This is a genomic window from Bacillus sp. 22190, assembly GCF_052045575.1.
GTDB classification, from domain to species: Bacteria; Bacillota; Bacilli; order Bacillales; family Bacillaceae; genus Bacillus; species Bacillus altitudinis.
The window spans coordinates 17,288-42,742 of record NZ_JBQEPF010000018.1 but is presented as its reverse complement, the minus strand read 5'-3'; the positions used below and the strand labels follow the sequence as shown (position 1 = coordinate 42,742).

Genomic DNA, 25,455 nt, shown 5'->3' with positions numbered 1-25,455 from the left:
CTCCTTATCCTAACAGGTCTTCTACAGATTTTCCACGAAGCTTCGCTACATCTTCAGCACGTTTAAGTTCACTTAAACCTTGAAGTGTTGCGCGGATCATGTTGATCGGTGTATTAGAACCTAGAGATTTAGAAAGGATATCAGCTAGACCAGCAAGCTCAAGTACCGCACGAACTGGGCCTCCAGCGATAACTCCTGTACCTTCTGAAGCAGGCTTCAATAGAACGTTTCCTGCACCGAATCGACCGATGATTTCATGTGGAATTGTAGTTCCAACCATTGGTACTTCAATTAAATTCTTTTTCGCGTCTTCAACAGCTTTGCGGATCGCTTCTGGTACTTCTTGTGCTTTACCAGTACCGAATCCTACATGACCGTTTTTGTCACCGACAACAACTAAAGCTGCAAAACGGAAACGACGTCCACCTTTAACAACTTTCGCTACCCGGTTAACCGTAACTAAGCGTTCTTCTAACTCTAATTTGCTTGGGTCAATACGACTCATTCGGATGTGTCCCTCCTTCTTTTATTAAAATTTAAGTCCAGCCTCACGAGCAGCTTCAGCTAGAGCTTTTACACGTCCATGATATAAGTATCCTCCGCGGTCAAATACCACGTTAGAGATGCCTTTTTCAACAGCACGTTTTGCAACAAGTTCGCCAACTTTAGTAGCAGCTGCAGCGTCAGAACTATTCTCGATCTTTAACTCTTTATCAAGAGTAGAAGCACTTACAAGTGTTACACCGTTAACATCATCAATTACTTGAGCGTAGATGTTCTTGTTAGAACGGAAAACGTTAAGGCGAGGTCTTTCAGCAGTACCTGAAAGTTTCGCACGAACACGAGCGTGTCTTTTAAGACGAGTAGCGTTTTTGCTAGTTTTCGTAATCATCCGAGTCACTCCTTTCTTCACATTAAGCGATCTTACTTACCAGTTTTTCCTTCTTTACGGCGAACGAATTCACCTTCGTAACGAATTCCTTTACCTTTGTAAGGCTCTGGAGCACGGACAGCGCGGATGTTAGAAGCTAGAGCTCCTACACGCTCTTTATCGATACCTTTAACGATTACTTTCGTTTGAGATGGAACTTCTACTTCAACTCCAGCCTCAGGAACGATTTCAACTGGGTGAGAGTATCCAACGTTAAGAACAAGTTTGTTTCCAGATTTAGCTGCACGGTAACCGACACCGATTAGTTCTAAACCTCTTTCGAAACCTTTAGATACACCTTCAACCATGTTTGCAATTAAGCTACGTGTTGTACCATGTAATGCACGGTGTTCTTTATTTTCAGACGGACGGCTTACAGTTAAGACGTTGTCCTCAATTTTAATTTCCATATCAGGGTGAAATGCACGAGTTAGTTCACCTTTTGGTCCCTTTACTGTCACTGTGTTATCGTTGTTTGTCACAGTTACTCCTGAAGGGATCTCGATTAGCTTTTTACCTATACGAGACATACCAAGCACCTCCATTCATCTTAAACTTTTTTTACCATACGTAAGCAAGTACTTCTCCACCAGCTTGTTTAGCACGGGCTTCTTTGTCCGATAAAACACCTTGTGATGTAGAAATAATTGCGATTCCAAGTCCGTTAAGTACACGTGGTACTTCATTTGATTTCGCATATACGCGTAAACCAGGTTTACTGATTCTTTTAAGACCAGTGATAACACGTTCGTTGTTTTGGCCGTATTTAAGGAACAAACGGATAATTCCTTGTTTGCTGTCTTCGACGTACTCAACGTCACGGATAAAACCTTCACGCTTTAAGATTTCAGCAATTTCTCTTTTGATTTTTGAAGCCGGTACTTCTAGCTTCTCATGACGTACCATGTTCGCATTGCGAATACGAGTCAGCAAATCTGCAATCGGATCTGTCATAACCATTATTTAATAACCTCCTTCCCATTTATGGGGATTACCAGCTGGCTTTTTTAACGCCAGGAATTTGTCCTTTATATGCAAGTTCGCGGAAACAAATACGGCAAAGTTTAAACTTGCGAATTACTGAATGTGGACGTCCACAACGTTCGCAGCGCGTATACTCTTGAACTTTAAACTTTTGTTTGCGTTGTTGTTTCGCAATCATAGACTTTTTAGCCACGATTTCGCCTCCCTTTCATTGATTATTTCTGGAACGGCATACCTACTTGAGTTAATAACTCACGTGCTTCTTCATCCGTGTTGGCAGTCGTAACGATAACGATATCCATACCGCGGACTTTTGTTACTTTATCGTAATCAATTTCTGGGAAGATTAACTGTTCTTTAATACCAAGCGTGTAGTTTCCACGACCGTCGAAAGATTTCTTAGAAATCCCGCGGAAGTCACGTACACGTGGTAAAGATACAGAAATAAGTTTATCAAGGAAATCGTACATGCGCTCTCCGCGAAGTGTTACTTTCGCACCGATTGGCATTCCTTCACGTAGACGGAATCCAGCAATAGACTTCTTCGCACGAGTAACGACAGGTTTTTGACCAGCGATAAACGTTAATTCTTCAACAGCAGTATCGATTGCTTTAGCGTTTTGAACGGCGTCACCAACACCCATGTTGATCACGATTTTTTCGATTTTTGGCACTTGCATTACTGATTTGTATTCAAACTTAGAAACTAATGCAGGTGTAATTTCTTTTACATACTTTTCTTTAAGGCGGTTCATGAGAAAGACCTCCCTTCCTTATTTACTATTTATCTAGAACTTGCCCAGATTTTTTCGCTACACGGACTTTCTTTCCGTCCTCAACTTTATATCCAATACGTGTCACTTCACCCGTTTTAGGATCAAGCGGCATTACGTTTGATACGTGGATCGGCGCTTCTTGTTCAGAAATTCCGCCTTGAGGGTTAGCTTGGGTTGGTTTAGAGTGTTTTTTCACAAGGTTAATACCTTCTACTAAAACACGGTCCTTTTTAGGGAAAGCAGCAAGGATGACACCTTGTTTACCTTTATCTTTACCAGAGATAACCACTACTTTATCGCCCTTTTTAACATGCATTTAATCGCACCTCCTTGAGTCGCGGATTGTATTCATTAAAGTACTTCTGGTGCTAAAGAAACAATTTTCATATAGTTATTTTCACGAAGTTCACGTGCTACTGGTCCGAAGATACGAGTTCCACGTGGGCTCTTGTCGTCACGGATGATGACACATGCATTTTCATCAAAACTGATGTAAGATCCATCGTTTCTGCGAGCTCCGCTCTTAGTACGAACGATAACTGCTTTCACAACTTCACCTTTTTTGACAACGCCTCCTGGTGTTGCTTGTTTAACCGTACAAACAATGACATCACCGATGTTAGCCGTTTTACGTCCAGAGCCACCAAGAACTTTAATCGTTAGTACTTCGCGTGCGCCAGAGTTGTCAGCTACTTTTAAACGAGTCTCCTGTTGAATCATTAATGTTACCTCCCTTCGGAAAAAGAAATCCGAACTTTATTAGATAATAACAGCTTCTTCGACAACTTCAACTAGACGAAAGCGTTTAGTCGCAGATAATGGACGAGTTTCCATGACCTTTACGATGTCTCCGATTTTTGCTTGGTTGTTTTCATCATGTGCTTTGAACTTTTTAGAATATCTTACACGTTTGCCATAAAGTGAATGCTTTTTGTATGTTTCAACTACAACAGTGATGGTTTTATCCATTTTGTCAGAAACAACACGACCTTGATACACTTTACGTTGGTTACGTTCGCTCATGTTTGCGGGGCCTCCCCTCTAATTATTATTTATTAGCAGCGATTTCTCTTTGACGAATCACAGTTTTCATGCGTGCGATTGATTTACGCACTTCACGAATGCGAGCAGTGTTTTCAAGCTGCCCAGTCGCTAATTGGAAACGAAGATTGAAAAGTTCTTCTTTAAGAGACTTTACTTTTTGTTCAATTTCAGCAGTGGTAAGGTCACGAATTTCATTAGCTTTCATTTGATTCACCACCAATTTCTTCACGTTTTACGAACTTCGTTTTAATTGGCAATTTGTGAGATGCAAGACGAAGAGCTTCACGAGCAACTTCTTCAGACACACCAGAAATTTCAAATAAAACTTTGCCCGGTTTTACTACAGCTACCCAGCCTTCTGGAGCACCTTTACCGGAACCCATGCGGACCTCTAGAGGTTTAGCTGTGTATGGCTTAGAAGGGAAAATTTTGATCCAAACTTTACCGCCACGTTTCATGTAACGAGTCATAGCAATACGAGCAGCTTCGATTTGACGGTTAGTGATCCAAGAAGCTTCAAGAGCTTGGATACCGAACTCACCGAAATGTACTTCAGTGCCGCCTTTTGCACGACCACGCATTTTTCCACGATGTTCTCTGCGATACTTCACGCGTTTTGGCAATAACATATTATTTTCCTCCTTCCGCAGTATTCTTCTTAGTTGGAAGGACTTCTCCACGATAGATCCATACTTTTACGCCAAGCTTACCATAAGTAGTATCAGCTTCAGCAGTAGCATAGTCGATGTCAGCACGAAGTGTGTGCAATGGAACAGTACCTTCACTGTAATATTCAGAACGAGCAATATCTGCACCGCCAAGACGACCAGAAACCATTGTTTTGATTCCTTGTGCTCCAGCACGCATTGTGCGTTGGATTGTTTGTTTTTGTGCACGACGGAATGAAATACGATTTTCAAGTTGACGAGCGATGTTTTCAGCAACTAGCTGAGCATCAAGATCTGCTCTCTTGATTTCAAGAATGTTGATGTGTACACGTTTGCCAGTTAGGCTGTTAAGAGCTTTACGAAGTGCTTCAACTTCAGATCCGCCTTTACCAATTACCATACCTGGTTTAGCCGTGTGGATTGTGATATTTACGCGGTTTGCAGCACGTTCGATTTCTACTTTAGAAACAGACGCGTCAGACAAACGCTTGCTGATGAATTCACGGATTTTCAAGTCTTCATGTAAGAAGTCAGCGTAATCTTTTCCTGCGAACCATTTAGATTCCCAATCACGAATGACGCCAATACGAAGACCTACTGGATTTACCTTTTGACCCACGGATTATCCCTCCTTCTTTTCTGATACAACGATTGTAATGTGGCTAGTACGTTTGTTAATTGCGCTCGCACGACCCATAGCACGTGGACGGAATCTCTTAAGTGTTGGACCTTCGTCAACGAATGCTTGAGTAATCACTAGGCTGTTAGCGTCCAACTCGTAGTTGTGCTCAGCATTTGCGATAGCAGATTTTAATACTTTTTCAATAATTGGTGAAGCAGCCTTAGGTGTAAGGTTTAAGATAGAAACTGCTTCTCCTACTTGCTTACCTCGGATCAGGTCCATTACTAGACGTGCTTTACGAGGAGCAATACGGACTGTTCTTGCGACAGCTTTAGCTTGCATTTAAAAGCCTCCTCTCATTAGCGTCTTGTTTTTTTATCGTCACTAGCATGACCTTTGTAAGTACGGCTTGGTGCGAATTCGCCCAATTTGTGACCTACCATATCTTCAGAAATGAAAACAGGTACATGTTTGCGTCCGTCATAGACAGCGATTGTGTGACCGATGAATTGTGGGAAAATTGTAGAACGACGAGACCAAGTTTTTACGACTTGCTTTTTGTCAGTTTCATTCAATTTCTCGACTTTAGCCATCAAATGATCATCAACAAATGGTCCTTTTTTTAAGCTGCGAGCCATTGTGGAACCTCCCTTCGTGATTGAACTACGGTCCTAAATGAACCGTAGACAACCCCGTTACTTGTTTTTACGACGACGTACAATGAATTTATCAGACTTGTTGGTTTTCTTACGAGTCTTGAATCCAAGAGTCGGTTTACCCCATGGAGACATTGGTGATTTACGTCCGATTGGAGCGCGTCCTTCACCACCGCCGTGTGGGTGATCGTTAGGGTTCATTACAGAACCACGAACTGTTGGGCGTACGCCTTTCCAGCGAGAACGTCCAGCTTTACCGATGTTGATTAGTTCGTGTTGTTCGTTTCCAACTTGACCGATAGTCGCACGGCAAGCAGAAAGGATCATGCGTACTTCACCAGAGTTCAAACGTACAAGAACGTATTTACCTTCTTTACCTAGAACTTGAGCAGAAGTACCAGCAGAACGAACTAATTGTCCACCTTTACCTGGTTTTAATTCAATGTTATGCACAACTGTACCAACTGGGATGTTGATAAGTGGAAGAGCATTACCTGGTTTGATGTCAGCTTCTGGTCCAGAAGTAACTTCAGTACCAACTTGGATTCCTTTCGGAGCAAGAATGTAACGTTTCTCACCATCTGCATAGTTTACAAGAGCGATGTTCGCTGAACGGTTTGGATCATACTCGATTGTAGCAACGCGTCCAGGTATACCGTCTTTATCACGCTTAAAGTCGATGATACGGTATTGACGTTTGTGACCGCCACCTTGATGACGAACAGTCAATCTACCTTGGTTGTTACGTCCGCCTTTTCTGTGAAGCGGTGCAAGCAACGATTTTTCTGGTTTGTCAGTCGTGATTTCAGCAAAATCTGAAGTAGTCATGCCACGACGACCATTACTGGTTGGTTTATACTTTTTAATCGCCATTTTGAATTTCCCTCCTTCTTTTTAAGATTTACGCTTCAAAAATTTCGATTTCTTTGCTGTCAGCAGTTAATTTCACGATCGCTTTTCTGCGACGGCTAGTCATACCAGTGTAGCGTCCAACGCGTTTTGATTTACCTTTGTAGTTTTGAACGTTGACTTTCTCAACTTTCACTCCAAAGATCTCTTCAACAGCGTCTTTCACTTCTGTCTTGTTAGCTCTGACATCAACTTCGAACGTGTACTTCTTCTCTGTCATTAGATCAGCAGAACGTTCAGTAATGATAGGGCGCTTTAGAACATCACGAGGATCTTTCATTATGCGAGTCCCTCCTCTACTTTTTCAACCGCTGCTTTAGTGATCAGAAGTTTGTCGTGGTTGACAACGTCAAGAACGTTGATACCGTTAGCTTCAACAACTGTTACTCCAGGGATGTTACGAGCAGATAAAGCAACTGTTTCGTTTGCATCCGCAGTGACGATCAACGCTTTCTTCTCAACAGATAACCCTTTAAGGATGCCTGCGAATTCTTTCGTTTTCACTGCATCAAGAGTAAGATCTTCAAGAACGATGATGTTGTTGTCGATTACTTTAGAAGACAATACTGACTTGATAGCCAAGCGGCGAACTTTTTTAGGTAATTTATAAGAATAGCTGCGTGGTGTTGGACCGAATACGATACCGCCTCCGCGCCATTGTGGTGAACGGATAGAACCTTGACGAGCACGACCTGTACCCTTCTGTCTCCAAGGTTTACGACCTCCGCCACGTACTTCAGAACGAGTTTTTACTTTGTGAGTTCCTTGACGTAAGGAAGCTCTTTGCATAAGAATAGCATCGAATACTACGCTTTCGTTTGGCTCAATTCCAAACACAGAAGCGTTTAATTCGATTTCACCGTTAGTAGAACCGTTTTGGTTAAATAATGCTACTTTTGGCATGACTTGTTTCCTCCTTTCCTAAGAGAGTTATTTAGTTTTAACTGCACTCTTTACAGTTACTAGAGATTTTTTAGCTCCTGGTACGTTACCTTTGATCAAAAGAAGATTGCGTTCTGCATCAACTTTAACGATCTCAAGATTTTGGACAGTGATTTGCTCTCCGCCCATACGTCCTGGAAGAAGTTTACCTTTGAATACTCGGTTTGGATCAACAGGTCCCATTGAACCAGGACGACGGTGGTAACGTGAACCGTGAGTCATTGGTCCGCGTGATTGTCCGTGGCGTTTGATAGCCCCTTGGAATCCTTTACCTTTTGATGTTCCTGTTACATCTACGATATCTCCATTTGCGAAAATATCAACTTTGACTTCCTGACCAACTTCATACGCATCTAACTCCACACCGCGTAATTCTTTTACGAAGCGCTTAGGAGCAGTTTCCGCTTTAGCAACGTGGCCTTTCTCTGGTTTGTTAGAAAGCTTCTCACGTTTGTCGTCAAAACCGATTTGGATTGCTTCATAGCCATCCGTGTCAGTAGTCTTCTTCTGAAGAACAACGTTAGCAGCAGCCTCAACAACAGTTACAGGGATAAGATCACCGTTTTCTGCGAATACTTGCGTCATACCAATTTTTCTACCTAAGATTCCTTTGGTCATTCGTCACACCTCCTATAATATGTGTTTTCTATTTGAATTAAAGTTTGATTTCGATATCTACACCGGATGGTAAATCTAAACGCATAAGTGCATCAACTGTTTGCGGAGTTGGATTCACGATGTCGATTAGACGTTTGTGAGTACGCATCTCGAATTGCTCACGAGAATCTTTGTACTTATGCACCGCACGAAGGATTGTGTAAACTGATTTTTCAGTTGGAAGCGGGATTGGACCAGATACACTAGCACCAGAACGCTTAGCCGTTTCAACAATCTTCTCAGCAGATTGATCAAGAATTCTATGATCATATGCTTTTAAACGAATACGAATTTTTTGTTTTGCCATTATTTTCCCTCCTTTTCGCCTACTTACGTTAGACAGTTCTCCGTGAGAAAAACCTGATCACCTTGCCATGGCAAAGCGGCCGGGTGTGTCAGCAACCTCTCACTTCATCGCAGTCAAAGACCAACATGCACTATTGTACCAAATTGGCCTGCGTGTTGCAATAATAAATCGGATAAATTTATGATTTGCACACTTTTCATATTATACAGGGGTTCAGCCTATAAATCAAGCTTTCCCTGAAGATGATGTGTAGCTGTCTTCCTGACGATACGAATAAATTCTTCTGGCTCTTCAATATGCGGAGAATGCGCAGATTCTTTAAAAGTAAACCACTCTTTTATTGGTGCTGTAAGTTGATCAACATATGGTTTTGATACAGCAGCTGGAGTAATCATGTCATGTTCCCCGATGATAAAGTAGCAGGGTATTAATATAGAAGAAACTCGGTATTGAATGCTTTCGTTCATCAGCTCGTCCCACAGCATATCCTGGCTATACTTCTGTCCCATAAGGAATTTCCACTTATCTTTTAGCTGATAATGCTTACTAACGAGAAATGCATACAGCATTTGAAAAAGTGGCTTCCACCTATGCGTGAGCCCTACTTTTGCGAACTCTTTGTATACAGAGAACAAAGCATGAGCAAAGGTGCGTTTCCAAGGGGGTGGTGTCAGCAATTTTAGACATCTAGTAATGAAATGCTTTCCTTGATATTTTTTTAGAAGAAGTTCGTACGATACAATATCCTCTTTTAATACATCAACCACCTGACTAATTCCATAATAGGCATGATACAAATCTGGTCGTTTATGTACAGCTTGTATCGCTATTAATGATCCCCATGAATAACCTGCAATGTATATTTTCGTTTGATCATTATAAGAAAGCAGTTTTTCTGTAAGCTCAATCGTATCCTCTACGAATTGCCCAATGGTCATAGAAGACTCAGGAATGTTTTTTTGATAAGACAATCCTGCACCGCGCTGGTCCCAATGAACAACAGTGAAGTCTTGATCAAGTTCCTTATGAAAGGAATCGATATAACTCATTTGAGCTGACCCTGGGCCACCGTGTAAAAATAATAAAACGGGTTTTGTTTTTTCTGCTTGATCTTCTTTTATCATAATCCATTGATCAAGCCCGCCAATCGGCCACTTTTTCAACATTGTCTTCGTCATTCCAGTGATCCTCTCGGTTCCATTTAGATTCTATAGCTTATAGTAGCCGTTATGCACTGGAAAAGCAAAAAAAGAGACCCTTTTGCAAGGAGTCTCTTTTAGCTGTTATTACTTAATGATAGTAGAAACGACGCCAGAACCTACAGTACGTCCACCCTCACGGATAGAGAAACGAGTTCCTTCTTCGATAGCGATAGTAGAGATAAGTTCAACTTCCATCTCAGTGTTATCGCCAGGCATTACCATTTCAGTACCTTCTGGAAGATGTACGATACCAGTTACGTCAGTTGTACGGAAGTAGAACTGCGGACGGTAGTTAGTGAAGAATGGAGTATGACGTCCACCCTCTTCTTTAGAAAGTACATAAACTTCAGCTTTGAAACGGCTATGTGGAGTGATTGTACCTGGTTTAGCAAGTACTTGACCACGTTGGATATCTTCACGAGATACACCACGAAGTAGTGCACCGATGTTGTCACCAGCTTCAGCATAGTCAAGAAGTTTACGGAACATTTCAACACCTGTAACAGTTGTTTTACCGTTTTCTTCTTGAAGACCGATGATTTCAACTTCGTCACCGACTTTAACTTGTCCACGCTCAACACGACCAGTAGCAACTGTTCCACGACCAGTGATTGAGAATACGTCCTCAACTGGCATCATGAATGGCTTCTCAGTGTCACGCTCTGGAGTTGGGATGTACTCATCAACCGCATCCATAAGTTCGAAGATTTTTGCTTCGTAATCAGCATCACCTTCAAGAGCTTTAAGAGCAGAACCTTTGATAACTGGTACATCGTCACCAGGGAAGTCATAGTCAGAAAGAAGGTCACGAACTTCCATTTCAACAAGTTCAAGTAACTCTTCATCGTCAACCATGTCACATTTGTTAAGGAATACTACGATGTAAGGAACACCTACGTTACGAGAAAGTAGGATGTGCTCACGTGTTTGTGGCATTGGACCATCAGCAGCAGATACTACTAAGATCGCGCCGTCCATTTGAGCAGCACCAGTGATCATGTTTTTAACATAGTCAGCGTGTCCTGGGCAGTCTACGTGTGCATAGTGACGAGTTTCAGTTTCATACTCAACGTGTGCAGTTGAGATTGTGATTCCACGCTCGCGCTCTTCTGGAGCACCATCGATTTGGTCATAAGCCATAGCTGTACCTTTACCAGATTTCTTATGAAGAACTGTTGAGATAGCAGCAGTTAGAGTTGTTTTACCATGGTCAACGTGTCCAATTGTACCAATGTTAGCATGCGATTTGGAACGGTCGAATTTTTCTTTAGCCATTCTAAAAATCCTCCTTAAAGGTTCATTGTATTTGGTATGAGTGATAGAAAGTGAAGAGTTACCTCTCACTTTCTGATCTTCAATAGTAGTTATACTTTAGTTTAAAGGCAAAATCAATTATTCACCTTTATTTTTTTTGATGATTTCTTCACTGATGCTCTTAGGCACTTCTTCGTAGTGATCCATGTGCATAGTGAATGTACCGCGTCCTTGTGTGTTAGAACGGAGTGCAGTTGCATATCCGAACATTTCAGAAAGTGGAACCATAGCGCGAACAACTTGAGCGTTACCGCGAGCTTCCATACCTTCTACACGTCCACGACGAGATGTGATATCACCCATGATGTCTCCCATGTATTCTTCTGGGATAACGACTTCTACTTTCATCATTGGCTCAAGTAGAACTGGGTTACATTTGCTGACAGCATTTTTCAATGCCATAGATGCAGCAATTTTAAACGCCATTTCGTTAGAGTCAACATCGTGGTAAGATCCATCGAATAATTTTGCTTTGATGTCGATTAATGGGAATCCAGCCAATACACCATTTTCTAGTGAATCTTCAAGACCTGCTTGAATTGCTGGAATGTATTCACGTGGAACAACCCCACCGACGATTGCATTTGTGAATTCGAAGCCTGCGCCTTCTTCGTTTGGTTCGAATTCGATCCAAACGTGTCCGAACTGACCGCGTCCACCAGACTGACGTACGAATTTACCTTCAACTTTTGCACTAGAACGGAATGTTTCACGGTACGCAACTTGAGGAGCTCCTACGTTAGCTTCAACCTTGAACTCACGCTTCATACGGTCAACAATGATATCAAGGTGAAGCTCACCCATACCAGAGATAATCGTTTGACCAGTTTCAGTGTTTGTTTGTGTACGGAATGTTGGATCCTCTTCAGCTAGTTTAGCTAAAGCGATACCCATTTTATCTTGGTCAGCCTTAGATTTAGGCTCGATTGCTACATCGATAACTGGCTCTGGGAATTCCATAGACTCAAGGATAACAAGATTTTTCTCGTCACAAAGAGTATCACCAGTAGATGTATCTTTAAGACCAACAGCTGCTGCGATATCCCCTGCATATACAGTAGAGATTTCTTCACGGCTGTTTGCGTGCATTTGAAGGATACGTCCAACACGCTCACGCTTGTTCTTAGAAGAGTTCTTCACGTAAGAACCAGAATCAAGTGTTCCAGAGTATACGCGGAAGAAAGTTAGTTTCCCAACATAAGGGTCAGTCATAACTTTAAATGCAAGAGCTGCGAATGGTGCGTCATCAGTAGACTCACGTACAACCTCTTCATTTGTATCTGGCAATGTACCTTTAATTGCAGCAACATCAGTTGGTGCAGGAAGGTAGTCAAGCACAGCGTCAAGTACAAGCTGAACACCTTTGTTTTTGAAAGCAGATCCAACAAGAACTGGGTAGAATTCAACATTCAAAGTTCCTTTACGGATTGCAGCTTTCAATTCAGGAATTGTGATTTCTTCACCCTCAAGGTATTTTTCCATAAGCTCTTCATCAAGCTCAGCGACAGCTTCAATCAAGCTGCTGCGAAGCTCTTCAGCTTTGTCTTTATACTCAGCAGGGATTTCTTGTGCATCAGAGCGAGTTCCAAGGTCATCTTCGTAGAAGTATGCTACGTTTTCTACAAGGTCGATGATTCCTTCGAATTGATCTTCAGCGCCGATCGGCAATTGAATTGCATGAGCGTTCGCTTGAAGACGATCTCTTAATGTGCTTACAGAGTAAAGGAAGTCCGCACCGGTTTTATCCATTTTGTTAACGAATACGATACGAGGTACTCCGTAAGTTGTTGCTTGGCGCCAAACTGTTTCAGTTTGAGGCTCTACACCTGATTGTGCATCAAGAACAGCAACCGCACCATCAAGTACACGCAAAGAACGTTCAACTTCAACAGTGAAGTCTACGTGTCCTGGTGTATCAATGATGTTTACACGGTAACCTTTCCATTGTGCTGTAGTAGCAGCAGAAGTGATTGTAATACCACGTTCTTGCTCCTGCTCCATCCAGTCCATTTGTGAAGCTCCTTCGTGAGTTTCACCAATTTTATGGATACGACCAGTGTAGTACAAGATACGCTCAGTCGTTGTCGTTTTACCGGCATCGATGTGAGCCATGATACCAATATTACGAGTTTTGTCTAAGGAGAACTCTCTTGCCATTGGGTAATTTCTCCTTCCTTATTAGGGAATAGTTTTTTTAGTTTGGTATAAATCCTACCAGCGGTAGTGAGCGAATGCTTTGTTCGCTTCTGCCATTTTGTGTGTATCTTCACGTTTCTTAACAGCAGCACCAGTGTTGTTAGCTGCGTCAAGGATTTCGTTAGCAAGACGCTCTTCCATCGTTTTTTCTCCACGAAGACGAGCGTAGTTTACTAACCAGCGAAGACCTAAAGTCGTACGACGATCTGGGCGAACTTCTACAGGAACTTGGTAGTTAGCTCCACCTACACGACGTGCTTTAACTTCAAGAACTGGCATGATGTTTTTCAAGGCTTGTTCGAAAACCTCCATCGCTTCATTACCAGTACGTTCTTTGATGATATCAAATGACTTGTAGAGAATAGTTTGTGACTTTCCTCTTTTACCGTCGATCATCATTTTGTTGATCAAACGAGATACAAGTTTAGAATTGTAAATTGGATCTGGCAAAACGTCTCTTTTTGCTACAGGACCTTTACGTGGCATCTGAATAGCCTCCCTTCTCTTTTAAAAGGATTTCTATCTGTCTTTCATCTCAATTTCATTGTCAGCTGCCTGACTCCACTGATCTGAACTCAACTTCTAAAAACCCTTATGTTTGTTTATATTATTTGCTTTGTTTAGGGCGTTTTGTTCCGTATTTAGAACGTCCTTGCATACGACCGTCAACTCCGGCAGTATCAAGCGCACCACGAACGATGTGGTAACGTACACCCGGTAAGTCTTTTACACGTCCGCCACGGATAAGTACTACACTGTGCTCTTGTAGGTTATGTCCGATACCAGGAATGTAAGCTGTTACCTCAATCAGGTTAGACAAACGTACACGAGCATATTTACGTAGTGCTGAGTTTGGTTTTTTCGGTGTCATTGTACCGACACGAGTACAAACCCCGCGCTTCTGTGGAGATGTTACGTTAGTGTGCTCTTTTTTGAAACTGTTGTATCCTTTGTTAAGTGCAGGAGACTTTGAGTTTTCAACTTTACTCACGCGTCCTTTGCGTATTAGCTGATTAATTGTAGGCATGTTGTTATTCCTCCCTTCATTACTTTTTTTATAACCCACATACCCAGGTGGTTCATCAAAAGGCAAAAAACAATGTTTTTGCATTTTAAGCATGCAAAAACAAAACAAGTACGCTATAACATAATGGCAACAGCTGCTGCCCCAACTTCAATTCCGCAGGCCTTGCCGAGCTTTTTCATGGAATCTACCACTAAAATGTCTACACCCTTCTCTTGCGCTAGTTTCATTACACTAGCGGTTAAAGCAGGATCAGCATCTTTCGCTACGACGATTTCCTTCACTGAATCTCGTTTCAGAGCTTTTACTGTTTGCTTCGTACCAATAATAATGGATTGAGCCTGTGATACTTTATCATAAGACATCGAATATCCTCCAAAGTAACAGGTTTTATTTTGAGCACCTTGGTTATATTATCATCATGGCAGAAGGATGTCAATATCGTTTGACAGATTATCTTGACATCCTTCACCATTTTCTGATGATTTTTATAGAAATCTTAAGAGAAAGATTACTCTACAGGAACCATATCGTCAGACGGCTGCACTTGTGAAACCGGCTTAACTTTACGGTAGTTTGGCATTCCAGTTCCAGCAGGAACAAGTTTACCGATGATGACATTCTCTTTCAAGCCAAGCAATTCATCACGTTTTCCTTTGATCGCCGCATCTGTTAGGACACGAGTCGTTTCTTGGAAGGATGCTGCAGACAAGAATGAGTCTGTTTCAAGCGATGCTTTTGTAATACCAAGAAGAACTGGACGGCCTGTTGCAGGACGTTTGCCTTCGAATAGTACTTTTTTGTTCGCTTCTGTGAATTGGTGTACATCAAGAAGTGTGCCTGGTAATACATCTGTATCCCCTGCATCAGCGACACGCACTTTACGAAGCATTTGGCGAACCATTACTTCTACGTGCTTATCTCCGATTTCTACCCCTTGCATACGGTATACTTTTTGTACTTCATGAAGCAGATATTCTTGAACAGCTGTCATGTCAGTCACTTTAAGAAGTTCTTTCGGATCGATTGAACCTTCTGTCAGTACTTGACCACGAGTGACTTTGTCACCTTCAACAACTTTCAGACGTGCATTGTAAGGAGCTGTGTAAGAGCGAGTTTCAACTTCGCCTTGAACCACAATTTCCTGCTGCTTGTCACGAACATCGTTAATTTCAGCAACGACACCATCAATTTCAGAAATGGTTGCCTGCCCTTTCGGATTACGCGCTTCAAATAACTCTTGGATACGAGGTAAACCTTGAGTGATATCGTCTCCTGCTACCCCACCGGTGTGGAACGTACGCATTGTAAGCTGTGTTCCTGGCTCACCGATCGATTGTGCAGCGATGATTCCAACTGCTTCACCGACTTCAACGTCAGTACCAGTTGCAAGGTTACGGCCGTAGCATCGTTTACATACACCATGAGGCGTGTTACATGTAAATGCAGAACGGATCCATACTTCCTCGATTCCTGCTTCAACCACTTCAAGTGCTTTATCTTCATCAATTAGTTCGTTTTCGCCAACAATGACTTCGCCCGTTTCAGGATGAATAATTGGTTTTCTTGCAAAACGTCCGATAAGACGTTCTTCAAGTTTCTCAATAATTTCATTTCCTTCTTTAATGGACTTCGCCAAGATTCCACGGTCTGTACCGCAATCTGTTTCACGGATAATAACATCCTGTGCAACGTCAACGAGACGACGCGTGAGGTAACCTGAGTCAGCTGTTTTAAGAGCTGTATCGGCAAGACCTTTACGCGCTCCGTGAGTGGAAATAAAGTATTCCAATACGGTTAAACCTTCACGGAAACTAGATTTAATCGGAAGTTCAATGATACGTCCAGCCGGGTTGGCCATCAGACCACGCATACCAGCCAGCTGAGTGAAGTTAGATGCGTTACCACGCGCTCCAGAGTCACTCATCATGTAGATTGGGTTGACTTCATCAAGGGACTTCATCAGTTTACCTTGGATGACATCTTTAGAAGAACTCCAGATTGAAATGACTCTCTCATAACGCTCTTCTTCTGTAATCAAACCACGTCTGAATTGCTTCATGACGTTATCTACTTTTGCTTGTGCTTCTTCAAGGATTTTTTGTTTATCGTCTAGTACCACGATATCAGATACACCAACCGTAATACCGGCTTTAGTAGAATATCTGAAACCAAGATTTTTCATGCGGTCAAGCATTTTAGATGTTTCAGTGATATGGAATCTCTTAAAGATTTCAGCAATGATTTTACCTAAAATACCTTTTTTGAACGGCGCATTGATTTCTTGTTTCTCGATCGCAGCTTTGACATCCTCACCTTTTTCAAGGAAGAAACGATCAGGCGTTTTTTCTTCAATATTGCTCTTAGTCGGTTCATTCATGTATGGGAATGATTCCGGTAAGATTTCGTTAAAGATCAATTTTCCAACTGTTGTAATCAACAATTTAGAACGCTGTTCATCAGTGAATGTAACGTTCTTCAACGAGTTAGCTGCAACAGCTACACGTGTATGAAGATGTACATACCCATTTTGATAAGCAAGAAGGGCTTCATCCGTATCTTTGAAGACCATACCTTCTCCGATAGCACCTTTACGCTCAAGTGTAAGGTAATAGTTACCAAGCACCATATCCTGAGATGGCGTAACAACAGGTTTTCCATCTTTCGGGTTCAAAATGTTTTGAGCAGCAAGCATTAAGATACGAGCTTCAGCTTGAGCTTCAGCAGATAATGGTACGTGAACCGCCATTTGGTCACCATCAAAGTCAGCGTTGTAGGCAGTACATACAAGTGGATGCAGACGAATTGCGCGTCCTTCCACAAGTGTAGGTTCAAACGCTTGAATACCAAGTCTGTGAAGAGTTGGTGCACGGTTTAGTAAAACTGGATGCTCACGAATTACTGATTCTAAAACATCCCAAACTTCCGGCTGCACGCGCTCAATCTTACGTTTCGCGCTCTTAATGTTGTGAGCTAATCCTTTTTCAACAAGCTCCTTCATCACGAATGGTTTGAATAGTTCAAGAGCCATTTCTTTCGGAAGTCCACACTGATACATTTTCAAATGTGGTCCAACGACGATAACGGAACGTCCAGAATAGTCAACACGTTTACCAAGCAAGTTTTGACGGAAACGTCCTTGTTTCCCTTTCAGCATGTGAGAAAGAGATTTCAATGGTCTATTTCCTGGTCCTGTTACTGGTCGGCCTCTACGTCCATTATCAATCAAGGCATCGACAGCTTCTTGAAGCATACGCTTCTCGTTCTGTACAATGATGCTTGGCGCGCCAAGATCTAATAAACGTTTCAGACGATTGTTACGGTTGATGACACGACGATAAAGGTCGTTCAAGTCAGAAGTAGCAAAACGTCCGCCATCAAGCTGAACCATTGGACGTAATTCTGGTGGAATAACCGGAAGTACATCAAGGATCATCCAAGACGGTTTGTTTCCTGAGTTACGGAAAGCTTCCAACACTTCAAGGCGTTTGATCGCACGTGTACGACGCTGTCCCTGAGCTGTTTTCAGCTCTTCTTTGAGTGTATCTACTTCTTTCACAAGATCGATATCTTGAAGAAGTTTGTTAATTGCTTCTGCACCCATAGCTGCTTGGAAGGTGTTACCGTATTTATCTAAATAAGCACGGAATTCTTTCTCAGAAAGAAGTTGTTTCTTCTCAAGCGGTGTGTTGCCCGGATCAGTCACGACGTAAGAAGCGAAGTAAATCACTTCTTCTAACGCACGTGGTGACATATCTAGAACAAGACCCATACGGCTTGGGATACCTTTGAAATACCAAATGTGGGAAACTGGGGCAGCCAGTTCGATATGCCCCATTCTCTCACGACGGACTTTTGCCCGTGTTACTTCTACACCACAACGGTCACATACAACACCCTTATAACGAACGCGTTTATACTTTCCACAATGACATTCCCAGTCTTTTTGCGGTCCGAAGATACGTTCACAAAAGAGACCATCTTTTTCCGGTTTCAGTGTACGATAGTTAATCGTTTCAGGCTTTTTCACTTCACCAAAAGACCAAGAACGGATTTTATCAGGTGATGCGAGACCGATGTTCATATACTCAAAATTGTTCACATCTAGCAAGGGGCCTACCTCCCTTTTAATCTTCGGGTTATACCCTAGTCACTTGCTCTAATCGTTTCTGCTATTCTTTTGTGACTGCGTCACGTTCAAGATCGACAGGTGCGAGGTCTGCAGCATCTTCGTCATTAGATAACGCTAATCCGTCTGCTTTCTTCGTTTCCTCATCGTCTTCTAAATCTCTCATTTCTATCTCTTCTTCATCGCCAGATAGAATTTTCACATCCATACCTAAACTTTGAAGTTCTTTAATTAATACTTTGAATGATTCAGGGACACCTGGTTCAGGTACGTTATCCCCTTTGACGATCGCTTCGTATGTTTTCACACGACCCACAACGTCATCCGATTTTACAGTTAAGATTTCTTGAAGTGTATATGCTGCACCGTAAGCTTCAAGTGCCCATACTTCCATCTCTCCGAAACGCTGTCCACCAAACTGTGCTTTACCGCCCAGTGGCTGCTGCGTAACAAGTGAGTATGGTCCAGTTGAACGTGCGTGAAGTTTATCGTCAACCATGTGAGCCAGTTTGATCATATACATGATTCCAACAGATACACGGTTGTCGAATGGTTCACCAGTTCGACCATCATAAAGGACTGTTTTCGCATCACGGGACATACCTGCTTCTTCAAGCGTTTCCCAAACATCTTCCTCACGAGCACCATCAAATACTGGTGACGCAATGTGGATGCCTAGGTAACGTGCAGCCATACCCATATGAAGCTCAAGTACCTGACCGATATTCATACGAGATGGTACCCCTAGAGGGTTTAACATGATATCAATCGGTGTTCCGTCTGGAAGATACGGCATATCTTCTTCTGGAAGGATTTTAGAGATAACCCCTTTGTTACCATGTCGTCCGGCCATTTTGTCACCTTCAGAAATTTTACGCTTCTGAACGATGTATACGCGAACTAACTGGTTAACACCTGGTGGTAATTCATCTCCATCTTCACGGTTAAAGACTTTGACATCGTGGATGATTCCGCCGCCGCCGTGTGGTACACGTAGAGACGTATCACGTACTTCACGAGCCTTTTCACCGAAGATTGCATGTAATAGACGTTCTTCAGCTGTTAGTTCTGTTACACCTTTAGGCGTTACTTTCCCGACAAGAAGATCTCCGTCTTTTACTTCTGCACCAATACGGATGATTCCACGCTCGTCAAGGTTGCGTAAAGCATCTTCCCCAACGTTTGGAATATCACGCGTAATTTCTTCTGGTCCAAGCTTTGTATCACGAGCTTCTGATTCATATTCTTCAATATGAATAGAAGTGTAGACGTCATCTTTTACAAGGCGCTCACTCATAATGATCGCATCCTCATAGTTGTAACCGTCCCAAGTCATGAAGCCGACCATGACGTTACGTCCTAGAGCCAATTCACCTTTTTCCATAGAAGGACCGTCTGCAAGGATTTCTCCTTTGACGACTTCATCTCCAACACTTACAATTGGGCGCTGGTTGTAGCAAGTCCCTTGGTTAGAGCGGACAAATTTCAGCAAGCTGTATTTGTCTAGGTTTCCTTTGACTTGTTGTCCGTCAACGTCTTCATAACGGCGAACCCAAATATTCTTCGCTTCAACACGTTCTACAACACCTGGGTAACGGCAGATCACAGCAGCACCAGAGTCTTTACCTGATACATACTCCATACCTGTACCAACAATCGGTGATTCCGGCTGCATCAAAGGCACAGCCTGACGTTGCATGTTCGCTCCCATTAGAGCACGGTTAGAGTCATCGTTTTCTAAGAATGGGATACATGCTGTCGCTGCAGAAACAACCTGCTTCGGCGAAACGTCCATGTAGTCAACGCGGTTTCGAGGAACAACGGTGTTTTCCCCTCTGAAACGAGCGATAATGTTATCATCGATAAACGAACCATCATCAGCTAGCTGAGCGTTCGCTTGTGCTACAACGTAGTTATCCTCTTCATCAGCGGTTAAGTAATCGATTCTCGGCGTCACTTTACCTGTTTCAGGATCAACCCGACGGTAAGGTGTTTCGATAAATCCGAAGCGGTTCACTTTCGCAAATGAAGATAGAGAGTTGATCAAACCAATGTTTGGACCCTCTGGTGTTTCAATCGGACACATACGACCATAGTGAGAATAGTGAACGTCACGAACTTCCATTCCTGCACGCTCACGTGTCAAACCACCCGGTCCAAGCGCTGATAGACGACGTTTATGAGTCAATTCAGCAAGCGGGTTTGTTTGATCCATGAACTGAGAAAGCTGAGAGCTACCAAAGAACTCTTTGATAGAAGCGATCACAGGACGGATGTTGATCAACTGCTGAGGTGTGATCGTGTTCGTGTCTTGAATCGACATTCTTTCACGAACAACACGCTCCATTCTGCTTAAACCAATACGGAATTGGTTTTGCAGAAGTTCACCTACAGAACGCAGACGACGGTTACCAAGGTGATCGATATCATCTGTGTCACCTACTCCATGAAGCAGGTTAAAGAAGTAACTGATTGAAGCAATGATGTCAGAAGGCGTGATGTTCTTCACAGCTTCCTCTACATATGCATTACCAATCACGTTGATCACTTGCTCGCCTTCTTGATCAGTTGGTGCATAAATCTTGATAGATTGAAGTTCTACTTCATCCTCTACTACGCCACCGTTTGGATAAAGCTTTCTAAATCCGATGCCGTTTTCTAAGTATGGAAGAACTTTATCAAGCACTCTTCTATCTAAAATTTGACCTTTTTCTGCTAGGATTTCACCTGTTTCAGGATCAACTAGCGTTTCAGCCAATTTTTGATTGAATAGTCTATTTTTAATATGAAGCTTCTTATTAATCTTGTAGCGTCCAACATTTGCTAAGTCATATCTCTTTGGATCAAAGAAGCGAGAGTCTAGCAAGCTTTTCGCATTTTCAACAGTTGGCGGCTCTCCCGGACGAAGACGCTCGTAGATTTCGAGAAGTGCTTTATCAGCATTCTCTGTATTGTCTTTTTCCAACGTGTTGCGTAAGTATTCATTCTCGCCAATGAGGTCAAGAATCTCTTGATCAGAGCTGAAGCCGAGAGCACGCAAAAGAACCGTAACCGGCAACTTACGTGTGCGATCGATGCGTACATAGACTACATCCTTCGCATCAGTTTCGTATTCTAACCATGCGCCACGGTTTGGAATGACAGTCGCAGTAAAACCTTTTTTACCGTTTTTGTCTACTTTACCACTGAAATATACACTTGGAGAACGTACTAACTGAGAAACGATTACACGTTCCGCACCATTAATGATAAAAGTACCTGTGTCTGTCATGATTGGGAAATCACCCATAAACACATCTTGGTCTTTTACTTCTCCAGTTTCTTTGTTAATTAAACGAACTTTTACTCTTAGTGGAGCAGAGTAAGTTACATCACGTTCTTTTGATTCTGCTACAGGATACTTAGGATCCCCTAGGCTGTAATCAATGAATTCAAGAGAAAGGTTACCAGTAAAATCCTCAATTGGGGATATATCTTGAAACATCTCTCTAAGACCCTCATCAAGAAACCACTGATAAGAAGAGGTTTGAATTTCAATGAGATTTGGTAATTCTAACACTTCGCTTATGCGTGCGTAGCTTCTGCGCTGGCGGTGTCGTCCATACTGAACTAGTTGACCTGTCAACTGATTCACCCCTCAAATCATGCGTATTATATGTGTAAAAAGTATTTCTGTCTTTCAAATGTCAGTAAAGAAATACTTTTACAAGACAAAAGAAAAAAGGGTTTCTAAAATAAGAAAACCACATCCAAAAACAAATACCGATTTTATTAGTTTTCCCAAGTATGCATAATTTATACAAAATAGTTGTTTTTTAAGCCTATCAAGCAAAATATACACATTGGCATTTTATAATGTTAACACAGCTAGGAAACTGCGTCAAACTTTTTTAGCTTTGATAATATAGTAGCCCTTTTTTTTCATAACGACCGTCACTTCTCCAAAAAGTTGCTCTAATTTCTCAATCGCAGATGGTCCACCTTGTTTTTTCTGAATAACCACCCACAACTCACCTTCCGGCAATAAATGATCAGCACTTTTTTCAAAGATCGCATGTACTACTTTCTTCCCTGCCCGTATTGGGGGATTGGTCAGTATAGAGGCAAAAGCAGCTGATGAATGAACATTCGAGAACAAATCACTTTGATAGATGCGGACATTATCAATGCGATTATGCTTAGCGTTTTCCTTTGAAAGTTCGACTGCTCTTTCGTTCACATCAATCATATGAATGGTGCGGCCTGTCATTTCGTTTGCTAACGATAAGCCGATCGGTCCATAACCGCAACCGACATCTAAGACGTCGCCATCCAAGTCAGGTTCTTCAAAAGCTTCAATTAAAAGCCTCGAACCATAGTCGACTTCTTTCTTAGAAAACACTCCACTGTCACTTGTAAAAGTAAAGCTACGGTTTCTCAAGGTGAAGTCCCATGTCTGTTTATTGCTTTTCACTGATGGCTTTTCCGTATAATAGTGGTCACTCATGGTGAATGGACCTCCTCTGGATTCAATCGTTTCAGGAGATAAGAAAAGAAAAAGCCCGCCAGTAAAAGCGAGCTTTCCCAAAAGATTAGGCGAAGATTACTTAACTTCTACAGAAGCGCCAACTTCTTCAAGCTTAGCTTTAAGTTCTTCAGCTTCTTCTTTAGCAATACCTTCTTTAAGTGGTTTTGGAGTGTTGTCAACAAGTTCTTTAGCTTCTTTCAAGCCAAGACCAGTGATTTCACGAACCACTTTGATAACTTTGATTTTTTGGTCTCCAGCACCAGCAAGTACTAGATCAAAATCAGTTTTTTCTTCAGCAGCAGCACCGCCACCAGCAGCTACAGCTACAGGAGCAGCAGCAGTTACGCCAAATTCTTCTTCGATTGCTTTTACTAAGTCGTTTAACTCAAGTACAGTTGCTTCTTTAACTGAAGCAATGATTTCTTCGATATTTAAAGCCATTTGTAATTCCTCCATTTTTAAGTTTTTTACGTCAAGTACGCATTAAGCGCCTTGTTCTTCTTTTTGATCTGCAACTGCTTTAGTAGCAAGAGCAAGGTTACGAACTGGAGCTTGAAGAACGCTAAGCAACATAGATAGTAAGCCTTCGCGAGACGGAAGTTCCGCAAGAGCCTTCACTTCTTCTACAGTCGCTACGTTTCCTTCGATAACACCAGCTTTGATTTCTAAAGCTTCGTGGCTTTTCGCAAATTCGTTGATGATTTTCGCAGGTGCGATAACATCTTCGTTACTGAATGCGATAGCGTTTGGACCTGTTAAGAAATCGTTTAAACCCGTTAGTTCAACTTGTTCAACTGCACGGCGAGTCAAAGTATTTTTGTAAACTTTGAATTCTACGCCAGCATCACGAAGCTGTTTACGAAGTTCAGTCACTTCAGAAACTGAAAGACCGCGGTAATCTACGATTACAGTAGACATACTGTCTTTAAACTTAGAAGTAATTTCATCAACGACAACTTTTTTAGTATCGATTGCATTGCTCATGGTTACACCTCCTGTACATTCTTTGTGTAACACTTATACCGATCAGGCCATCACGTTCCTAACGAACGGTTCTCCATATAAAAAGCCTCCATTAAGACATGGAGGCTGTATATACAAGCATACGTTAACGTAAGACTGTGACATATACACCTCGGCGGGTTAATTAAGCCATAAGGCCCCTGCTGTCTACGGTATAAATGATTATTCTATTTTACAACATTTTGATATTATCAAAACGATTGTGATAAGTCAAGAATTATTTTGCAGAGAAAGAAGATGGATCCACTTTCACGCCAGGGCCCATAGTAGATGTAACAGAAACGTTTTTCACGTATACACCTTTAGCCGCTGCAGGTTTTGCTTTAAGGATTGTGTCATAGATTGTTGCAAAGTTCTCAACAAGCTTTTCGTCCTCGAAAGAAACCTTTCCGATTGGCGCGTGGATGTTACCAGCTTTATCAACGCGGTATTCTACTTTACCAGCTTTGATTTCATTGATTGCTTTTTCTACTTCGAAAGTTACAGTTCCTGTTTTAGGGTTTGGCATAAGACCTTTTGGTCCAAGTACACGACCGATCTTACCAACTTCACCCATCATGTCAGGTGTCGCAACGATTACATCGAATTCGAACCAGCCTTGTTGGATTTTAGTGATGTAATCAGAATCTCCAACGTAGTCTGCTCCAGCAGCTTCTGCTTCTTTTGCTTTTTCGCCTTTAGCGAACACAAGAACGCGTTGAGTTTTACCAGTTCCGTTAGGAAGTACAACTGCACCGCGGATTTGTTGATCGTTTTTACGAGGGTCTACGCCCAAACGAAAAGCAACTTCTACAGTCGCATCAAATTTCGCTGTATTTGCTTTTTTTGTAAGAGAAACAGCTTCAGCAACATCATACGCTTTTGTACGATCGATCAGCTTAGCAGCTTCTACATACTTTTTACCTTTTTTAGCCATTATAAAAATCCTCCTTATGTGGTTTTAGCGGAATAACCTCCCACGAATAAGGGTTGCGAACTTGTCAAAACCAAACTCGCAACCCAACAAGACAAAAAATTAATCTTCGATGACAATACCCATACTGCGTGCAGTACCTTCAACCATGCGCATAGCTGATTCAACGCTAGCAGCGTTTAAGTCAGGCATTTTTGTTTCCGCGATTTCGCGTACTTTATCACGCTTAACAGTTGCCACTTTATTACGGTTAGGTTCACCAGAACCAGACTCAATACCAGCTGCTTTTTTAAGTAATACTGCAGCAGGTGGAGTTTTAGTAATAAATGTAAATGAACGGTCTTCAAAAACCGAAATTTCAACAGGAATGATAAGACCAGCTTGGTCAGCTGTACGAGCGTTAAACTCCTTACAGAATCCCATGATATTAACACCGGCTTGACCTAGTGCAGGTCCAACTGGTGGAGCTGGGTTAGCTTTTCCAGCAGGAATTTGCAATTTAACAACTTTTACTACTTTTTTAGCCACGAGACACACCTCCTTAAAGTCCGTGATGTGGTAATAGGGGAATCCCCCTCCCACTCAACAACTTCATTCTTTATATGAATGACGAAATAACTAGCTAGCGATCTTGAGCGAACTCAAGACGTA

The 25,455-nt window shown here is 42.1% G+C and carries 32 protein-coding genes and 1 other annotated feature; all 32 genes read right to left on the bottom strand.

Annotated elements, in window-relative coordinates:
- Positions 1 to 4 precede the first annotated feature (4 nt).
- The gene (gene rpsE / locus ACTJKA_RS17760; RefSeq protein WP_007496332.1) at positions 5 to 505 is read right to left on the bottom strand and encodes a 30S ribosomal protein S5; all 501 of its coding nucleotides are present in this window, start codon (positions 503 to 505) and stop codon (positions 5 to 7) included.
- Positions 506 to 529: 24 nt separating this feature from the next.
- Positions 530 to 892, bottom strand: a complete 363-nt coding sequence (rplR, locus tag ACTJKA_RS17755; protein ID WP_003216951.1) for a 50S ribosomal protein L18 — start codon at positions 890 to 892, stop codon at positions 530 to 532.
- A gap of 32 nt (positions 893 to 924) precedes the next feature.
- On the bottom strand, positions 925 to 1,461 hold the full coding sequence (gene rplF / locus ACTJKA_RS17750; protein WP_008345395.1) for a 50S ribosomal protein L6: 537 nt from the start codon (positions 1,459 to 1,461) through the stop codon (positions 925 to 927).
- 31 nt (positions 1,462 to 1,492) lie between these two features.
- A complete protein-coding gene (gene rpsH, locus ACTJKA_RS17745) occupies positions 1,493 to 1,891 on the bottom strand; it encodes a 30S ribosomal protein S8 (RefSeq protein ID WP_007496327.1) in 399 nt (132 codons plus the stop codon).
- Between the two features lie 31 nt (positions 1,892 to 1,922).
- A complete protein-coding gene (gene rpsN / locus ACTJKA_RS17740) occupies positions 1,923 to 2,108 on the bottom strand; it encodes a 30S ribosomal protein S14 (RefSeq protein WP_008356542.1) in 186 nt (61 codons plus the stop codon).
- Positions 2,109 to 2,130: 22 nt separating this feature from the next.
- On the bottom strand, positions 2,131 to 2,670 hold the full coding sequence (gene rplE, locus ACTJKA_RS17735; RefSeq protein ID WP_003217159.1) for a 50S ribosomal protein L5: 540 nt from the start codon (positions 2,668 to 2,670) through the stop codon (positions 2,131 to 2,133).
- Between the two features lie 25 nt (positions 2,671 to 2,695).
- On the bottom strand, positions 2,696 to 3,007 hold the full coding sequence (rplX, locus tag ACTJKA_RS17730; protein WP_007496325.1) for a 50S ribosomal protein L24: 312 nt from the start codon (positions 3,005 to 3,007) through the stop codon (positions 2,696 to 2,698).
- 35 nt (positions 3,008 to 3,042) lie between these two features.
- Complete coding sequence (gene rplN, locus ACTJKA_RS17725; protein WP_003216882.1) at positions 3,043 to 3,411, bottom strand: 50S ribosomal protein L14; 369 nt, start codon at positions 3,409 to 3,411, stop codon at positions 3,043 to 3,045.
- A gap of 39 nt (positions 3,412 to 3,450) precedes the next feature.
- Positions 3,451 to 3,714 (bottom strand): 30S ribosomal protein S17, encoded by a 264-nt coding sequence (rpsQ, locus tag ACTJKA_RS17720; RefSeq protein ID WP_003216906.1) that lies wholly within the window; start codon positions 3,712 to 3,714, stop codon positions 3,451 to 3,453.
- Between the two features lie 25 nt (positions 3,715 to 3,739).
- A complete protein-coding gene (gene rpmC, locus ACTJKA_RS17715) occupies positions 3,740 to 3,940 on the bottom strand; it encodes a 50S ribosomal protein L29 (RefSeq protein WP_003217155.1) in 201 nt (66 codons plus the stop codon).
- Complete coding sequence (gene rplP, locus ACTJKA_RS17710; protein ID WP_003225801.1) at positions 3,930 to 4,364, bottom strand: 50S ribosomal protein L16; 435 nt, start codon at positions 4,362 to 4,364, stop codon at positions 3,930 to 3,932. Before rplP ends, rpmC begins: the two co-directional genes overlap by 11 nt.
- Before the next feature lies 1 nt (position 4,365).
- Positions 4,366 to 5,022: a 30S ribosomal protein S3 gene (gene rpsC, locus ACTJKA_RS17705; RefSeq protein ID WP_003217241.1), complete on the bottom strand. Its 657-nt coding sequence runs from the start codon at positions 5,020 to 5,022 to the stop codon at positions 4,366 to 4,368.
- Positions 5,023 to 5,025: 3 nt separating this feature from the next.
- Entirely contained in the window at positions 5,026 to 5,367 is a 342-nt protein-coding gene (gene rplV / locus ACTJKA_RS17700) for a 50S ribosomal protein L22 (protein WP_007496316.1), read from the bottom strand.
- Positions 5,368 to 5,384: 17 nt separating this feature from the next.
- Positions 5,385 to 5,663, bottom strand: coding sequence for a 30S ribosomal protein S19 (gene rpsS, locus ACTJKA_RS17695; protein ID WP_003216920.1), 279 nt, complete (start codon positions 5,661 to 5,663; stop codon positions 5,385 to 5,387).
- Positions 5,664 to 5,720: 57 nt separating this feature from the next.
- Positions 5,721 to 6,554: a 50S ribosomal protein L2 gene (gene rplB, locus ACTJKA_RS17690; protein ID WP_007496314.1), complete on the bottom strand. Its 834-nt coding sequence runs from the start codon at positions 6,552 to 6,554 to the stop codon at positions 5,721 to 5,723.
- A 28-nt stretch (positions 6,555 to 6,582) separates the two neighbouring features.
- The gene (rplW, locus tag ACTJKA_RS17685) at positions 6,583 to 6,870 is read right to left on the bottom strand and encodes a 50S ribosomal protein L23 (protein WP_003217016.1); all 288 of its coding nucleotides are present in this window, start codon (positions 6,868 to 6,870) and stop codon (positions 6,583 to 6,585) included.
- Positions 6,870 to 7,493 (bottom strand): 50S ribosomal protein L4, encoded by a 624-nt coding sequence (gene rplD, locus ACTJKA_RS17680; RefSeq protein WP_007496312.1) that lies wholly within the window; start codon positions 7,491 to 7,493, stop codon positions 6,870 to 6,872. The genes rplW and rplD overlap by 1 nt, the downstream gene beginning before the upstream one ends.
- Before the next feature lie 27 nt (positions 7,494 to 7,520).
- A complete protein-coding gene (gene rplC, locus ACTJKA_RS17675; RefSeq protein ID WP_007496311.1) occupies positions 7,521 to 8,150 on the bottom strand; it encodes a 50S ribosomal protein L3 in 630 nt (209 codons plus the stop codon).
- 37 nt (positions 8,151 to 8,187) lie between these two features.
- Positions 8,188 to 8,496, bottom strand: a complete 309-nt coding sequence (rpsJ, locus tag ACTJKA_RS17670; protein WP_003156464.1) for a 30S ribosomal protein S10 — start codon at positions 8,494 to 8,496, stop codon at positions 8,188 to 8,190.
- A gap of 218 nt (positions 8,497 to 8,714) precedes the next feature.
- Positions 8,715 to 9,674: an alpha/beta fold hydrolase gene (locus tag ACTJKA_RS17665; RefSeq protein WP_129548032.1), complete on the bottom strand. Its 960-nt coding sequence runs from the start codon at positions 9,672 to 9,674 to the stop codon at positions 8,715 to 8,717.
- Between the two features lie 108 nt (positions 9,675 to 9,782).
- Positions 9,783 to 10,973: an elongation factor Tu gene (gene tuf, locus ACTJKA_RS17660; RefSeq protein ID WP_007496302.1), complete on the bottom strand. Its 1,191-nt coding sequence runs from the start codon at positions 10,971 to 10,973 to the stop codon at positions 9,783 to 9,785.
- Between the two features lie 117 nt (positions 10,974 to 11,090).
- Positions 11,091 to 13,169: an elongation factor G gene (gene fusA, locus ACTJKA_RS17655; protein ID WP_007496301.1), complete on the bottom strand. Its 2,079-nt coding sequence runs from the start codon at positions 13,167 to 13,169 to the stop codon at positions 11,091 to 11,093.
- 54 nt (positions 13,170 to 13,223) lie between these two features.
- Complete coding sequence (rpsG, locus tag ACTJKA_RS17650; protein WP_003216884.1) at positions 13,224 to 13,694, bottom strand: 30S ribosomal protein S7; 471 nt, start codon at positions 13,692 to 13,694, stop codon at positions 13,224 to 13,226.
- A 121-nt stretch (positions 13,695 to 13,815) separates the two neighbouring features.
- Entirely contained in the window at positions 13,816 to 14,235 is a 420-nt protein-coding gene (gene rpsL, locus ACTJKA_RS17645; RefSeq protein ID WP_003216962.1) for a 30S ribosomal protein S12, read from the bottom strand.
- A 113-nt stretch (positions 14,236 to 14,348) separates the two neighbouring features.
- Positions 14,349 to 14,597, bottom strand: coding sequence for a 50S ribosomal protein L7ae-like protein (locus tag ACTJKA_RS17640; RefSeq protein ID WP_008345416.1), 249 nt, complete (start codon positions 14,595 to 14,597; stop codon positions 14,349 to 14,351).
- Positions 14,598 to 14,743: 146 nt separating this feature from the next.
- Positions 14,744 to 18,343, bottom strand: a complete 3,600-nt coding sequence (gene rpoC, locus ACTJKA_RS17635; RefSeq protein ID WP_191219267.1) for a DNA-directed RNA polymerase subunit beta' — start codon at positions 18,341 to 18,343, stop codon at positions 14,744 to 14,746.
- A gap of 61 nt (positions 18,344 to 18,404) precedes the next feature.
- Positions 18,405 to 21,986, bottom strand: a complete 3,582-nt coding sequence (gene rpoB, locus ACTJKA_RS17630; RefSeq protein ID WP_024425866.1) for a DNA-directed RNA polymerase subunit beta — start codon at positions 21,984 to 21,986, stop codon at positions 18,405 to 18,407.
- Between the two features lie 255 nt (positions 21,987 to 22,241).
- Positions 22,242 to 22,847, bottom strand: coding sequence for a class I SAM-dependent methyltransferase (locus ACTJKA_RS17625; RefSeq protein WP_007496296.1), 606 nt, complete (start codon positions 22,845 to 22,847; stop codon positions 22,242 to 22,244).
- A 96-nt stretch (positions 22,848 to 22,943) separates the two neighbouring features.
- Positions 22,944 to 23,309, bottom strand: a complete 366-nt coding sequence (rplL, locus tag ACTJKA_RS17620) for a 50S ribosomal protein L7/L12 (RefSeq protein WP_008345418.1) — start codon at positions 23,307 to 23,309, stop codon at positions 22,944 to 22,946.
- Positions 23,310 to 23,351: 42 nt separating this feature from the next.
- Positions 23,352 to 23,852 (bottom strand): 50S ribosomal protein L10, encoded by a 501-nt coding sequence (gene rplJ, locus ACTJKA_RS17615; RefSeq protein WP_003217048.1) that lies wholly within the window; start codon positions 23,850 to 23,852, stop codon positions 23,352 to 23,354.
- A 69-nt stretch (positions 23,853 to 23,921) separates the two neighbouring features.
- Positions 23,922 to 24,062 (bottom strand) — a sequence feature (ribosomal protein L10 leader region).
- A gap of 46 nt (positions 24,063 to 24,108) precedes the next feature.
- Positions 24,109 to 24,807 carry a 50S ribosomal protein L1 gene (rplA, locus tag ACTJKA_RS17610; protein ID WP_017359164.1) on the bottom strand — a complete coding sequence of 233 codons (699 nt, stop codon included), beginning with the start codon at positions 24,805 to 24,807 and terminating at the stop codon, positions 24,109 to 24,111.
- Positions 24,808 to 24,906: 99 nt separating this feature from the next.
- Positions 24,907 to 25,332, bottom strand: coding sequence for a 50S ribosomal protein L11 (gene rplK / locus ACTJKA_RS17605; protein ID WP_003216956.1), 426 nt, complete (start codon positions 25,330 to 25,332; stop codon positions 24,907 to 24,909).
- Positions 25,333 to 25,455 lie beyond the last annotated feature (123 nt).